Below are 14,147 nucleotides of genomic sequence, written 5' to 3'. Positions count from 1 at the left end.
CTTCAGCGCCGAAAGTAGTTGGGGGTCTCCCCCTGTGAGGATAGGACGTTGCCAGGCCAACGCGAAAGACGATCAAGCATCCGCTTGATCGTCTCTTTTTGTATATAAGTCGCATCTATTTCGGATAGGAAGGTTGCCTATATGACTCGAAAACCTAAACATAATCCTTTCACATTTATGGAAACATTGGAGCAACATGTACGCGAAGATCGTGTCTCTTTTCATGTACCTGGTCATCACAATGGAACAGTAAGAGATGAGAAACTTCCGACTGTATTCCAAAAAATAATGCCATACGATTTAACAGAACTCGGACACTTGGATGATTTACACCATGCTGAAGGTATTATTCTAGAAGGAGAGAGGGCACTAGGATCTCTTTATCAAAGTAAAAGTAAATGGTTAGTGAATGGGTCAACGGCGGGAAACTGGAGTCTATTGGCAGCAACTGTGAAACGGGGAGAACGAGTATATGTACAACGTAATTCCCACAAATCCGTGTGGAACGCCATTGAGTGGCTCGGTTTAGAACCCATTTTACTCACTCCTGAATTAGATAGGGGGAGCAGTTTACCGACTGTCGTCACATTAGAAACAATTCAAGATGCTGTCACGCAGTACCCAGGTGGGAAGGCCCTCCTACTGACATCTCCTACTTATTACGGAGATATGGCAAACATCCCGGAGATCAGTGCTTATTTGCGTCCGTTGCATATTCCTCTCTTAGTTGATGAAGCACATGGCGCTCATTTGATTCATCCTACATTTCCAAAGCGATCCGCTATTTTCGAAGGAGCTAGCGCCGTTGTCCAGTCTGCTCATAAAACCCTTCCAGCGCTCACGATGGGTGCTTGGGTCCACTATAAGGAAGAGATTAATGAGAAACGTTTATTTCATGCACTCTCTTCTTTTCAAACGTCTAGTCCGTCTTATTTGATTATGGCTTCACTCGATTACGCTAGAGAGTATCTCGAAAATTTGAGTGAACGAGATTGGACACATATTCAAAAAAGTCATTTCGCATTCATCATGGAAATGAGACGAGCTGGCTTTTCAATCAAAGTGGGCGATGATTTTACCAAAATGACCGTACTGACATATCCGAAAAATGGTCTCATCTTTAGTCAACATTTGGCGTCAATCGGTATTGATGCGGAACTAGCTGCAGAAGATCATGTGTTATTCTGCCTGCCGTTAAGGGAATTAAAAAGCCAAGAGATTCAACATTGGGTAAAACTGATTAAAAATGCATCACAACATGTCCCGCTCATTGTCGAAGATGAAACAATTTATCCTTACCCGATGACAGAACGTGTTTCGGTGTTGCATGCTATTTCAGATGATGCAGATATCATTCGCAAATCGTTTGAACAAGCAATAGGAGCCGTCGCTGCAGAAACCGTTATCCCTTATCCACCAGGAATTCCGTGGATACTAAGAGGAGAAGTCATCACACACGAGAAAATTAGGGTATTGAATGAATGGATTTCACTAGGACGGAACCTTCAAGCAAGTAGGCATGTTATGATGAAACAAATTGATGTTATCGTAGAGGAGTTTTAATCGTGAAAGGTATGTTTATTACTGTAGAAGGTCCCGACGGTTCGGGGAAAACCACGCAGTTGCAATTGTTAGTTCGTTCATTGACTGAAAAAGGATACGAAGTAGTCGTCACTCGAGAACCAGGAGGGACCAAAGTCGGAAACAGTATTCGAGAGGTCTTATTATCACCAGAACATGATGAAATGACCCCACGCGTCGAGATGATGCTGTATGCCGCGTCCCGTGCCCAAAACATCGATCAAGTGATTCGACCTGCTCTTAAACGAGGGGCGATTGTTGTGTGTGATCGATTTGTCGATGCCTCGATTGCCTATCAAGGATATGGACTCCAATATGATTTGAATCAAATTCTATCACTGAACGAGTGGGCAACGGCCGGGATTAAACCCGATTTGACTTTCCTCTTTGATTTGCCCCCTGATCAAGCGAGTCGTCGCATGAAAGATCGAGGTCAATTAGACCGTATCGAGAGCCGAGATGAGTCTTTCCATCAACGCGTATACGATGGGTTCAAAAAAATATTAGAACAACATCCGGATCGGATGGTTCGTATCGATGCGAACGCTACAATTGAAATGATTCAAGATGAAGTGTTAGACATTACGTTAGAACGATTAAATGAAAGAGGAGTGACGCAATGATGAAGATGGTAATCGCGATTGTACATGATAAGGACAGTGCTCGGTTGTCAGATGCTTTAATCGAAGAGGACTTCCGCGCAACAAAATTAGCCACAACGGGAGGCTTTTTGAAAGAAGGTAACACAACGTTCATGATTGGTGTACCAAAAGAACGGTTAGATGATTTGCTCGCGCTAATCAAATCGAATTGCTCGAGCCGAGATCAAATGATCACGCCGATTTCACCGATGGGCGGTCACGCTGATTCATATATTCCGTATCCGGTAGAAGTACAAGTTGGCGGAGCGACTGTGTTCGTCTTGCCGATTGAAGGATTCCATCAGTTTTAATGGGAACGGTCACGAATATGAGCTTTCAAGAGTTAGCGAAATCTCAAACGGTTATCGCCAAAGTGATTGAAAATTCGATTGTCGCTCAAAAGGTGGGTCACGCCTATATTTTCTCAGGAGATTATGAACCTTATTTAATTGAGACGGCGCAACTGTTTGCAAAATCCCTTTTTTGCGAGTCGCCTGACGGAGTAGAGCCCTGTGGCAGTTGTCGAAACTGTAGACGGATGGATTCGGGGAACCTCGTCGACTATATGGAAGTGGAACCGGATGGGGCCAGTATCAAAAAAGAACAAGTTCAACAATTGTTGAGCGACTTGTCGCTACGTGGAGCAGAAGGGGACCGTCAAATATATGTCATTCATCAAGCGCATAAAATGACACCTCAGGCGGCCAACAGTCTCTTAAAATTTTTCGAAGAACCGGGCGTTGGGAAACTGGCCATCTTGGTCACGACCCAGCCGCAACTCTTATTACCAACCATTCGCTCGCGGGCTCAGCATTTAGTGTTTCGACCGATTGATCGAGAACGGCTTGTGGAAACGTTGGTCGCAGACGTGCAATGTACGAGCGATTTAGCACGTCTTGCTTTAGAGACATATCCGAAATTCGAAGACGCCCGTGAGGCGCTTCACAACGACTGGTTTGTACAGGCGTATGGGCTAGTGGTACAATTAGTTGAAGTGTTGACAAAACGCCCGCAAGAATTGCTTTTATTCGCCCAAGAAAAATGGCTCGGTCATTTTAAAGGGCGGAATGAATTGCGAGTCGGTCTCGAGCTGTTCGGAAATTGGTTGGAGCAAGCGCTCCACTTCAAAGTGCGAACAGACTATGTTCCGGAGTTGTTTACGAAAGAACAAGCGCTATATACCGCGTTTGTAAAAGATCGTCCGGTTCATAAAATCGTCCATGCTATTGAATCTGTCCATGAGGCGATTCGACGGCTTGAGGCAAACGTCAATCCTCAATTAACGTTCGAACGGTTAACGTTCGATTTGCAGAAAGGATAGGAGAGCGTGCTTGAAGTAGTCGGAGTCCGTTTTAAAGAAGCGGGAAAAATCTATTACTTTTCACCAGGCGAAGCAACGCTTGAACGTGGAGACCATGTCATCGTAGAGACGGTACGAGGCATCGAATACGGTGAAGTCGTCCAAGTTGGTAAGCAACTGGGTGAAGACGAAGTAGTATTGCCGTTAAAGACAATCCTTCGTGTCGCCGATCAAAAAGATGCCGAAATCGTTCAAGACAATCGATTGGCAGCATTTGACGCTCACGCCGTCTGTGAAGAAAAAATTCGTGAACATCGACTTGAAATGAAGTTAGTAGATGTTGAGTATACATTTGATCGTAATAAAGTCATCTTTTATTTCACGGCAGAAGGGCGCGTTGATTTTCGGGAACTCGTCAAAGATTTAGCAAGTGTGTTTCGCACCCGGATCGAACTCCGTCAAATTGGAGTTCGGGACGAAGCGAAACTGCTGAGCGGAATCGGGCCTTGTGGTCGTGTGTTGTGCTGCTCCTCGTTTTTAGGGGAATTTGAGCCGGTATCGATTAAGATGGCCAAGGATCAGAACTTATCCTTGAATCCGAATAAAATCTCCGGTGTGTGTGGTCGTCTCATGTGCTGTCTGAAATACGAGAATGATACGTATGAAGAATTGAAGCGGGATTTACCAGACGTCGGAAAACGAATCAAAATTCCAGAAGGTGACGGACGTGTCATCGGTCTCAATATCTTGGATCAATTGATTCAAGTCGAGTTGAATGATCGGACCCGTGTTGTGACGTATACAATCGACGAGCTCGTCGAGGTCGGTGCAGTCAAACGAAAACCGTCGAAACAGTGATGGGGTGCTGAGCAGTGGAAAGAATGGATAAAAAGGAAGTCATGATGCGGGTCGATGCGATCGAGCAACAAATGCAATTGTTGACGGAGCATTTAGGGGTGCTCAAAGAGCAACTCGCCTATTTGCTCGAAGAAAACCAACACATGTATCTCGAAAACCATCATTTGCGTGAAAAAGTGGAGCAACTTGCAGAAGTCGAGACGCCTGATGGGGATCCCCAAATTGCGTTGTCCGGAAAAGGACAGAACAATCTGGCGGCGCTATACCAAGAAGGATTTCACATTTGTAATTTGCATTATGGACAAGTTAGAAAAGACGGAGACTGTCTCTTCTGCATGTCGATGCTAAATAAACATTAATAAGGGGCGATAGACGGGGGTATTCCCGTCCGTCGCCTTTGTACGTTATGTAGGAGGGAAATGGCGTGACTGTTAAACAAGGTGAACGTCTTGATGATTTGTTAGGGCGTCCCGGCAAGATCATTCAAAGTGATGACGTTTTTTCATTTTCATTGGATGCCGTATTACTCGCCGAATTTGTATGGGTGCCGATTCAAAAAGGGAAGCTCGTCGATTTGTGCGCCGGCACGGGGGCGATTCCGCTCTTTTTATCATATCGAACGAAAGGGACGGTCACGGGTGTTGAAATCCAGCCTCGCCTCGTCGACATGGCCAATCGTAGCATTGCCATCAATGAGTTGGACGAGAGGCTCCACATCGTTGAAGGGGACGTGAAAACCGCTGCAAGTCGATTAGGTCATGCCCGTTACGATGTTGTCACATGCAATCCCCCTTATTTTTTGGCGAACGAGACATCGCTACGCAATCAAAATGAACATCATACGATTGCACGCCATGAAGTCCTTTGCACACTAGAAGACTGTATTCGTTCAGCCAGTCAACTCGTCAAACCGGGTGGCAAAGTAGCCTTCGTCCATCGTCCAGAACGATTACTCGACATTCTGACGCTCATGCGGGCGTATCGGATTGAACCAAAGCGAATGCAACTCGTTTATCCGAAGCAAGGTCGAGACGCGAACACATTGTTAATAGAGGGGTCGAAAGATGGAAAAGCAGGGCTCACAATCTTACCTCCGTTTATCGTTTATGAGGAAGATGACACGTATACGAGCGACATGCGGGCAATCCTCGATGCGTAAGCACTTTGCCTATATTCTCGAGTGCAACGATGGCACGTACTATACCGGATATACGACGGATGTGGATAAGCGGATGGAAGTGCATAACAACGGCAAAGGTGCGAAATATACACGGGCTCGTCTCCCGGTGACGTTGCGATATGTCAGGTCGTTTGCGACCAAACGCGAAGCCATGCAGTACGAATGGTCCATCAAACAACTCACGCGGGCTCAAAAACAGCAATTGATGGAGGGAACGAGTAATGAACTCACAGAAAAGTTACCAGACTGATGGGCCCACGCTCTATGTTGTGCCGACGCCGATTGGAAATTTAGAAGACATGACGTATCGGGCGGTTCGAATTTTAGGAGAAGTCGATTTGATTGCGGCTGAAGACACGCGCCAAACGATGAAACTCTGTCGCCATTTCGGCATTGAGACGAAACTGGTCAGCTACCATGAGCATAATAAGCACGTGAGTGGCCCGCGTTTAATCGAAGATATCGAGGCGGGCAAGTCGGTCGCCGTGGTCTCAGACGCTGGCATGCCGGGTATCTCAGACCCTGGGAGTGACCTCGTGAGGTTGGCCATTCAAGCGAGGCTCCCCGTCGTCGTACTCCCTGGAGCGAACGCAGCATTGACGGCTCTTGTCGCCTCTGGTCTTGCGACCGAGCGGTTTTTGTATTATGGATTCTTGCCCCGTAAAAAGAAAGAGCGCCTCGATGTGTTGTCATCCTTACAATATGAACCGGGCACTATCATTTTTTATGAAGCGCCACATCGGTTAAAAGAGATGCTGACCGGGATTCAAGACGTGTTCGGCAATCGGCAACTCGTTCTCGGACGAGAGTTGACGAAAACGTTTGAAGAGTTTTTACGAGGGACGGTAGAAGAGGCGTTGGTCTGGTGCGAAGGCGAAGTACGCGGCGAATTCGTCGTCATGGTGGAAGGATCGACGGAAGCGGCACCGACACACGATTGGTGGGAGGCACTATCGCCCCTCGAGCACGTCGACCGTTACATTGAAGACGGCTTAAAACCGAACGCTGCCATTAAACAAGCCGCTAAAGAGCGGGGTCTGTCACGGAGTGAAGTGTATGACGCGTATCATCAAGTCGACAAAAAAGAGTAAGCAAGGAATCCCTTGCTTACTCTTCACTGTAGTAGTTTTCGAGCATGTTTTTCAACTCGACGAGAACGCGTTGTGCGCCTTCTGGTGAAAGGATCAATTTACCGTCAGCCAACTTGAAGTTGTCATCCGATACTTCGCCCGTCACTTGGCAAGTCATGTTCGGTTTGTATTTTTTCAACACGATTTGATCGTTGTCGACGTAGATTTCAAGTGCATCTTTCTCAGCGATCCCGAGTGTGCGGCGCAATTCGATTGGAATGACGACACGACCGAGCTCATCAACTTTCCGTACGATACCTGTAGATTTCATTTTGTGTTTCCTCCTCCAATGGTGTCGAAATCTCTTGGTGACATGAGTCGTCAAAATTCGACAATGTTACTACAGCAAAAAGCATACTAAACTTTCCAATTGCAGTCAACTGCTTACTATTGGAAATCTACATTTTCGAAAAATGACGATGTAGGAGCGATATATACCTAAAATTCCCCGAAAGTTAGGACCTGAAACAAAGAAAGGGTTTTTTTGGAACATATTTTATGAGATAACAACAAAAAAATTCCAAACAATTGGTTTGGAAATTCTTTTGTCGAACCGTGTATAATGGAAATTGCAAATGTCGAAAGGATGGAGAACATACAATGGCGAAGCCTACTTTTTATATTACGACTCCGATTTACTATCCGAGTGCCAAACTACACATCGGTCACGCTTATACGACGGTGGCCGGCGATGCGATCGCGCGCTATAAGCGTTTGAAAGGTTTTGACGTTCGTTATTTGACTGGGACGGATGAACACGGTCAAAAGATTCAAGAAAAAGCGAAAGAAGCCGGTGTGACACCGCAAGCGTTCGTGGATGAAGTTGTCAAAGACATCAAAGTGTTATGGGACCGTCTCGAAATCTCATATGATGACTACATCCGTACAACAGACGCACGCCACAAAGCTGTCGTCGAGCATGTGTTCGAGACGCTTCTTAAAAATGATGATATTTATCTCGGAGAGTATGAAGGTTGGTACTCGATTCCTGATGAAACGTATTATACGGAGTCTCAGCTCATCGACGGGAAGAGCCCGGACAGCGGTCACCCAGTCGAACTCGTGCGCGAAGAGTGTTACTTCTTCCGTCTCAGCAAGTATGCGGATCGTTTGATCGAGTACTTCGAGTCGCACCCTGACTTCATCTTGCCAGAATCGCGCAAAACGGAGATGATCAACAACTTCTTGAAGCCGGGTCTTCAAGACTTGGCTGTCTCACGGACGACGTTTGACTGGGGTGTACAAGTCCCATCGAACCCGAAGCATGTCGTATACGTATGGGTCGATGCCCTTACGAACTATATCTCTGCCCTCGGCTACGGGTCGGACAACGACGAGTTGTTCAACCGCTATTGGCCAGCCGATGTCCATTTGGTCGGAAAAGAGATCGTCCGGTTCCATACAATCATTTGGCCAGCGTTGCTCATGGCGCTTGATCTCCCGTTACCGAAACAAGTTTTCGCACATGGTTGGTTGCTCATGAAAGACGGTAAAATGTCGAAATCAAAAGGCAACGTCGTCGACCCAATTCCACTCATCGACCGTTACGGACTCGACTCGCTCCGCTACTATCTTCTTCGTGAAGTTCCATTCGGGGCAGACGGTACGTTCACACCGGAAGCGTTCGTCGATCGCTTGAACTTTGACCTGGCGAACGACCTCGGGAACCTGCTCAACCGGACCGTGGCCATGATTAAGAAGTATTTTGATGGGAACATTCCGGCGTACGCGGGCAATGTGACGGAATTCGATGCCTCATTGCTTCAAGTCGTCAACGAGACGACAGCGAAGACGGAAGCGGCTATGGAACACATGGAGTTTTCGGTGGCGCTCACAAGCATCTGGCAACTCGTTAGCCGTGCCAATAAATACATTGATGAGACACAACCGTGGGTCCTTGCGAAGGATGAAACGAAACGAGACGAACTGGCGTCGGTGATGACTCACCTCGCCGGCGTGCTCCGTCACGTCGCGGTCATGATTCAACCGTTCATGACACGGGCGCCGAAAGAGATGTTCCGTCAGCTCGGTCTCGAAGGAGAAGATATGTCATGGGAAGCGCTCGATACGTTCGCGGCGTTCGATGGAGCCGTCGTCACAGACGGGACACCGATTTTCCCGCGTCGTGACGTCAAAGAAGAAGTCGATGCGATTCAAGAGATGATGCGTCAAGCGTCGCAAGCTCGTGTCGAAGAAGTCGAAGCGGAAGCGGGCGACGTCGAAGATGAGGACGTGCGTCCAGAAATCACGATTGACGTCTTTGACCAAGTCGAGTTCCGTGTCGGTCAAATCATCGAAGCCGATAAAATCAAGAAGGCGAAGAAGTTGTTGAAACTTCAAGTCGACCTTGGCGGGGAGACGCGTCAAATCGTCTCGGGTATCGCGGAATGGTATGCGCCGGAAGACTTGGTTGGCAAGAAAGTCATCGTTGTCGCCAACTTGAAGCCGGTCAAACTGCGTGGCGAATTGTCACAAGGGATGATTTTAGCGGCGGATAAAGACGGCAAGCTTGAACTTGCGACCGTATCTGAGAATATGCCGAACGGGGCCATCGTCAAATAATCGTTTGGGGGAGACTTCGGTCTCCCTCTTTGTCTATACAAGGAGGAACCATCATGTTGATTGATACACACACACATATCAATGCAGAACAGTTCAATGAAGACGTCGAAGCGACGATTGAACGAGCTCGTGCTGCGGGCGTTTCCCCGATGCTCGTCGTCGGGTTCGACAATCCGACCATCACGCGTGCCATCGAGCTCGCGGAAACGTATGAAGACATTTACGCGATCGTCGGCTGGCACCCAGTCGACGCCGTCGATTGCACGGAGGCCGATTTGGCAAGAATCGAGACATTGATGGATCATCCGAAAGTAATGGCGCTCGGGGAGATCGGGCTCGACTATCATTGGGACAAATCACCTAAAGATGTCCAACAGCACGTGTTCCGGCAACAAATCGCCATCGCGAAACGGACGAATATGCCGATCGTGATTCACAATCGGGAAGCGACCGCCGACGTGCTCGATATTTTAGAGGAAGAACACGCCGAAGAGGTCGGGGGTGTGTTCCATAGTTACAGCATGTCCGTCGAACTGTTGGAGCGCTGTCTGCGTTTGAACTTCTATATTTCTCTTGGGGGACCGGTGACGTTCAAGAATGCGAAAGTACCAAAAGCGGTGGCACAACAAGTCCCGCTCGATCGACTCCTCGTAGAGACAGACTGTCCGTATTTAACGCCGACGCCGTTCCGTGGCAAGCGGAACGAACCGGCTTACGTCACGTATGTCGCCGAAGAGATTGCATCGCTACGTGACATGTCTTACGACGCACTTGCTGAGGCGACGACCGCTAATGCGAAGCGCCTGTTCCGTCTCCCATGATGTTCAGACGGATCGTGTTAAGCGTCGGCGTCGTGGCCACCGCTGTGTTCGCCTATATGGCGATGCAACCAGAACCTGTCACCATCATCGATGACGGAGTGACGATGGTGCATGAGAGTCGGGGCGAGTCGGTGTTAGATGTGCTTGAAGAGACGGGGATTGTCGTTGACGAGTCAGACGTCGTGACGCCGGCTTTGAGTGCGGATATCCCGCTCGACCGAGTTATTCAGATTGAGCGGGCCCGTACCGTCTCGCTACAAATTGGTTACGGACAAATCGAAACGATTGAGACGCGTGAACGGACTGTCGAAGACGTGTTGCTTCGTTATGGAGTGAGTGTCCGTGACGGGGACGATGTCTACCCGGGCGTCCGTACCCCGATTACATCGGGTATGACCATCCGGTATCAGCCTGTCGTCGCCCTCGATGTCATTGTCGGCGATGAGGCGAAGACGGTTCATACGATGGCTCAAACTGTCGAGCAGGCACTACAGGAGGCGAATGTGACGGTTTCTGATAAGGATACTGTCGAACCGGCTCTGGCGACACCAGTGCGAGATGGGATGACAATCACGGTCAATGTGAGTCGAGACGTCGTGCAGTATGAGAATCGACTCATCCCATTTGAAATCGTCAGAGAAGAGGACGACACGCTTGCGCTCGGAGAAACCGAGGTTGTTCAAGTCGGTGTCCCTGGACTCGAACGGACGCGGTATGCACTGACAGTGGAAAATGGTACAATTACAAATCGGACCGAAACGAGCGTGGAAACGCTGCGAACCGTGCGCCCTCAAATCATAAAACTTGGAACGAGAATCGTAGCTGAACCAGAGGCGAATCAAGAGACCGAGCAAGAACAAGAGGAGACGGCAACGACCGAACCGTCGAGCCCGTTTCGAGAGGAAGCAGAGATTAAAATCGAAGAGACGCCTCGAGCCGAGGACGTCTTAGATTTCACCTCTGCGAAACAGCTTCTCGTCGAGGCGACGGCGTATACGAACAATGCGGAAGATACGATCACGTTTGACGGCAGGGTACTGACGCGCAGCGGTTATGATGTGACGGACACGATTCTGTATGAAGGCATGCGAATCATTGCAGTCGATCCAGCCATCATCCCGCTCGGCACACGCGTGTACGTTGAAGGGTTTGGGATGGCGATTGCCTTAGACACAGGTAGTGCCATCAAAGGCAATAAAATCGATGTGATGATGGATTCGAAAGAAGAGGCAGTGACGTTTGGGCGTCAGCCACTCACGATTTGGGTCATCCCCAAGCAAGAAGAGAAAGAAGGAACTGATGATGCGTGAAAAGATACAAGAAGTGATTGTCGTCGAAGGTCGAGACGACACGACGCGGCTACAAGAAGTGTATGACGTCGATACGATTGAGACGAACGGGTCGGCTGTTTCGAAGCAAACAATCGAGCGAATCAAACGTGCCCAAGAGACACGGGGCGTGATTATTTTGACAGATCCAGATTATCCGGGTGACCGAATCCGGGCCATCGTCGAGGAGCAAGTCAAAGGGTGCAAGCATGCCTATCTCCCTCGAGCCGAAGCGAAAGACAAGCGCGGTAAAATCGGGGTCGAGCATGCTTCTCCCGCGACGATTCGCCGTGTGCTCGAAGCGTTGTATGAACAGCGGGTTGAGACGGACATGCCGCTCGTCACCCGTCAGATGGTGCTCGAGGCCGATTTGATTGGCGGACCAGACGCGGCGCGGCGGCGCAAACGACTCGGGGTGTTACTTCGCATTGGTGAACCGAACGCGAAACAGTTTGTGAAACGTGTGGAAGCGTTACGGGTCACGATTGAAGAATGGGAACGAGCACTGGCTCAGTTAGAGGAGGAAAATCATTGAAAGACATCGCCACAATTCAACGCACGAAATCAATTCTAGAACGTCACGGCTTCTCGTTTAAAAAGTCGCTTGGGCAGAACTTTTTAATCGATTTAAATATTTTGAATAAAATCGTGGACGCCGCGGAGCTGGGAGAGGCGAGCGGGGTGCTCGAAATCGGTCCCGGTATCGGGTCATTGACGGAACAGTCTGCCAAGCGGGCTAAAAAGGTCGTCGCCCTCGAAATCGACCAACGTCTGCTTCCGATTTTGGAAGACACGATGTCTCCTTATCCACACGTGCATGTCATCCACGGCGATGCGCTCGAGCTCGATATTCAATCCATCGTCGAGCGTGAGTTTTTCAGTCAAGGTATTGAAGACATCTCGGTCGTGGCGAACTTGCCGTATTACGTGACGACGCCAATCATCATGCGTTTACTGGAAAGCCAAATCAAGTTCCGCTCACTCGTCATGATGATTCAAAAAGAAGTTGCCGAGCGGATCGGAGCGAAGCCTGGGACGAAAGCATACGGCTCTCTTTCGATTGCAATTCAGTATTACGCAGAGGCGAACGTGAGCTTTATCGTCCCGAAAAGTGTGTTCATGCCGGCGCCGAACGTCGATTCAGCGGTCATCACGTTGAAGATGCGCCCCAAACCGGCGGTCGACGTGAAGGATGAAGCCTTCTTCTTTGAGATTGCCCGTGCCAGTTTCGCGCAACGTCGGAAAACGATTTTGAATAACTTGACGAATCACCTGGGCAAAGATAAAAAAATGGAAATCGAACGTCTCTTGGGTGAGGCTGAAATCGATCCAAAACGGCGAGGCGAAACGCTTTCGCTTGAAGAGTTTGCACGGTTAGCGGACACAATTTTACCACTTAAAAACAGTTGACGACCGGATAGCGAATCGATATAATATTAATCTTTATTTTCATTTCTGAATGTGTTATACTTGTAACAGTGAGGTGAAGCGTATGCCAAAGACGTTGCAAGAAATCAGACAGAAACTCGAATCGCATGTTGGAGAACGATTGACGTTGAAAGCAAACGGCGGTCGTAAGAAAGTCGTTACTCGGTTTGGAACGCTCGTTGAGACGTATCCCGCGGTGTTCGTCGTCAAATTGGATGAAGACCATCATAACGTGGAACGTGTCTCATATAGCTACGCTGATGTCCTAACGGATACAGTTAAAATTGAATTCAGCAATTGAACGATAAATGAGAGGCGGATGCATTGGCAGCTGCTTCTTTTTTTGTGCGCTCGTTTACGGTACAATGGCGAACAGGAGATACATGGGAAGGGTGAACGATATGCGCACGATCAGTGTGAAAGCGCCGGCAAAAATCAATTTGACGCTTGACGTCCTTGGGAAGCGGGCAGATGGCTATCATGAAGTAGAAATGGTAATGACGACAGTGGATTTATCGGATCGACTGGAATTGACCGTCCTTGATACAGACGAGATTCGGATTCAATCTGAACATGCCTATGTGCCGAATGACCACCGGAACTTGGCGTATCGTGCAGCCGAGTTGTTGCGGAAGCGATTTGGCATCAAGCAAGGTGTCGAAATCGTATTGGATAAGCAGATTCCGGTCGCGGCAGGGCTAGCTGGCGGATCAAGTGACGCTGCCGCGACGCTTCGAGGTATGAACGACCTGTTCGACCTCGGCCTGTCGTTAGAAGAGTTGGCCGAACTTGGGGCCGCCGTCGGATCGGACGTATCGTTTTGTGTCATGGGGGGAACAGCCATCGCGCGCGGACGCGGTGAACAGTTAGAGACAATCCCGTCACCGCCACCGTGTTACGTCGTCTTGGCGAAACCGAAAATCGGGGTATCGACGGCCGACGTCTATCGCGCGGTAGAGATGGAGAAGATTGTGCATCCAAACACCGAGGCTATGGTCACGGCGATTCGTGATCGTGATTTTGATGGTATCTGTTCAAACTTAGGCAATGCCCTTGAGGCGGTCACGCTCGAACTTCATCCGGAAGTTCGCCAAATCAAAGAAACGATGCTCCACTGCGGAGCGGATGGGGTGCTCATGAGTGGAAGTGGTCCGACCGTATTCGCACTAATTGAGCATGAACAAAAAGCACATCGTGTCTATAACGGGCTGAAAGGATTTTGTCCTGAAGTGTTCGTCGTTCGGATTCTCGGCAAAAAACATTGAACAAAGACGAATGAGAATGATATATTCTGTTTAGAACATTCGTCTATTATTGA

The 14,147-nt window shown here is 48.7% G+C and carries 17 protein-coding genes; 16 read left to right on the top strand and 1 reads right to left on the bottom strand.

All coding sequences use genetic code 11. From position 1 onward, the window contains the following. Positions 1–141 precede the first annotated feature (141 nt). The 9 genes from M467_RS19165 to rsmI all read left to right on the top strand — a co-directional run bounded on the left by M467_RS19165 (position 142) and on the right by rsmI (position 6,651). The gene (locus M467_RS19165; RefSeq protein WP_021065765.1) at positions 142–1,563 is read left to right on the top strand and encodes an aminotransferase class I/II-fold pyridoxal phosphate-dependent enzyme; all 1,422 of its coding nucleotides are present in this window, start codon (positions 142–144) and stop codon (positions 1,561–1,563) included. Between the two features lie 2 nt (positions 1,564–1,565). Then, positions 1,566–2,204 carry a dTMP kinase gene (gene tmk, locus M467_RS19160; protein WP_021065764.1) on the top strand — a complete coding sequence of 213 codons (639 nt, stop codon included), beginning with the start codon at positions 1,566–1,568 and terminating at the stop codon, positions 2,202–2,204. Next, positions 2,204–2,533, top strand: a complete 330-nt coding sequence (locus tag M467_RS19155) for a cyclic-di-AMP receptor (RefSeq protein WP_029594397.1) — start codon at positions 2,204–2,206, stop codon at positions 2,531–2,533. The genes tmk and M467_RS19155 overlap by 1 nt, the downstream gene beginning before the upstream one ends. After that, entirely contained in the window at positions 2,533–3,543 is a 1,011-nt protein-coding gene (locus M467_RS19150; protein ID WP_021065762.1) for a DNA-directed DNA polymerase, read from the top strand. The genes M467_RS19155 and M467_RS19150 overlap by 1 nt, the downstream gene beginning before the upstream one ends. Positions 3,544–3,549: 6 nt before the next feature. Continuing rightward, positions 3,550–4,380 (top strand): PSP1 domain-containing protein, encoded by an 831-nt coding sequence (locus M467_RS19145; protein ID WP_021065761.1) that lies wholly within the window; start codon positions 3,550–3,552, stop codon positions 4,378–4,380. Positions 4,381–4,403: 23 nt separating this feature from the next. Next, entirely contained in the window at positions 4,404–4,739 is a 336-nt protein-coding gene (yabA, locus tag M467_RS19140) for a DNA replication initiation control protein YabA (protein WP_021065760.1), read from the top strand. Between the two features lie 65 nt (positions 4,740–4,804). Continuing rightward, positions 4,805–5,539: a tRNA1(Val) (adenine(37)-N6)-methyltransferase gene (locus M467_RS19135; RefSeq protein ID WP_021065759.1), complete on the top strand. Its 735-nt coding sequence runs from the start codon at positions 4,805–4,807 to the stop codon at positions 5,537–5,539. Beyond that, positions 5,532–5,810 (top strand): GIY-YIG nuclease family protein, encoded by a 279-nt coding sequence (locus M467_RS19130; protein WP_021065758.1) that lies wholly within the window; start codon positions 5,532–5,534, stop codon positions 5,808–5,810. The genes M467_RS19135 and M467_RS19130 overlap by 8 nt, the downstream gene beginning before the upstream one ends. Continuing rightward, positions 5,782–6,651, top strand: coding sequence for a 16S rRNA (cytidine(1402)-2'-O)-methyltransferase (rsmI, locus tag M467_RS19125; protein ID WP_021065757.1), 870 nt, complete (start codon positions 5,782–5,784; stop codon positions 6,649–6,651). Before M467_RS19130 ends, rsmI begins: the two co-directional genes overlap by 29 nt. A 16-nt stretch (positions 6,652–6,667) precedes the next feature. On the opposite strand, the gene M467_RS19120 is transcribed toward rsmI, so the two are convergent. Further along, positions 6,668–6,961 carry an AbrB/MazE/SpoVT family DNA-binding domain-containing protein gene (locus M467_RS19120; protein ID WP_012727742.1) on the bottom strand — a complete coding sequence of 98 codons (294 nt, stop codon included), beginning with the start codon at positions 6,959–6,961 and terminating at the stop codon, positions 6,668–6,670. A gap of 329 nt (positions 6,962–7,290) precedes the next feature. On the opposite strand from M467_RS19120, the gene metG reads away from it, so the two are divergent. The 7 genes from metG to ispE all read left to right on the top strand — a co-directional run bounded on the left by metG (position 7,291) and on the right by ispE (position 14,094). Continuing rightward, on the top strand, positions 7,291–9,252 hold the full coding sequence (gene metG / locus M467_RS19115; protein ID WP_021065756.1) for a methionine--tRNA ligase: 1,962 nt from the start codon (positions 7,291–7,293) through the stop codon (positions 9,250–9,252). 53 nt (positions 9,253–9,305) lie between these two features. Then, positions 9,306–10,073, top strand: a complete 768-nt coding sequence (locus M467_RS19110; RefSeq protein ID WP_021065755.1) for a TatD family hydrolase — start codon at positions 9,306–9,308, stop codon at positions 10,071–10,073. Between the two features lie 14 nt (positions 10,074–10,087). Continuing rightward, on the top strand, positions 10,088–11,383 hold the full coding sequence (locus tag M467_RS19105; protein WP_235045162.1) for a 3D domain-containing protein: 1,296 nt from the start codon (positions 10,088–10,090) through the stop codon (positions 11,381–11,383). Then, the gene (rnmV, locus tag M467_RS19100; protein ID WP_021065753.1) at positions 11,376–11,936 is read left to right on the top strand and encodes a ribonuclease M5; all 561 of its coding nucleotides are present in this window, start codon (positions 11,376–11,378) and stop codon (positions 11,934–11,936) included. Before M467_RS19105 ends, rnmV begins: the two co-directional genes overlap by 8 nt. Next, positions 11,933–12,811: a 16S rRNA (adenine(1518)-N(6)/adenine(1519)-N(6))-dimethyltransferase RsmA gene (rsmA, locus tag M467_RS19095; protein ID WP_021065752.1), complete on the top strand. Its 879-nt coding sequence runs from the start codon at positions 11,933–11,935 to the stop codon at positions 12,809–12,811. The genes rnmV and rsmA overlap by 4 nt, the downstream gene beginning before the upstream one ends. 82 nt (positions 12,812–12,893) lie before the next feature. Further along, on the top strand, positions 12,894–13,130 hold the full coding sequence (locus M467_RS19090) for a Veg family protein (protein ID WP_021065751.1): 237 nt from the start codon (positions 12,894–12,896) through the stop codon (positions 13,128–13,130). 100 nt (positions 13,131–13,230) lie between these two features. Then, positions 13,231–14,094: a 4-(cytidine 5'-diphospho)-2-C-methyl-D-erythritol kinase gene (gene ispE, locus M467_RS19085; RefSeq protein ID WP_034796941.1), complete on the top strand. Its 864-nt coding sequence runs from the start codon at positions 13,231–13,233 to the stop codon at positions 14,092–14,094. The last annotated feature ends 53 nt before the right edge of the window (positions 14,095–14,147 follow it).

The sequence above is a fragment of the Exiguobacterium chiriqhucha RW-2 genome (assembly GCF_000416965.1).
Lineage (GTDB): Bacteria > Bacillota > Bacilli > Exiguobacteriales > Exiguobacteriaceae > Exiguobacterium > Exiguobacterium chiriqhucha.
This window is presented reverse-complemented; position numbering and strand designations above follow the sequence as displayed.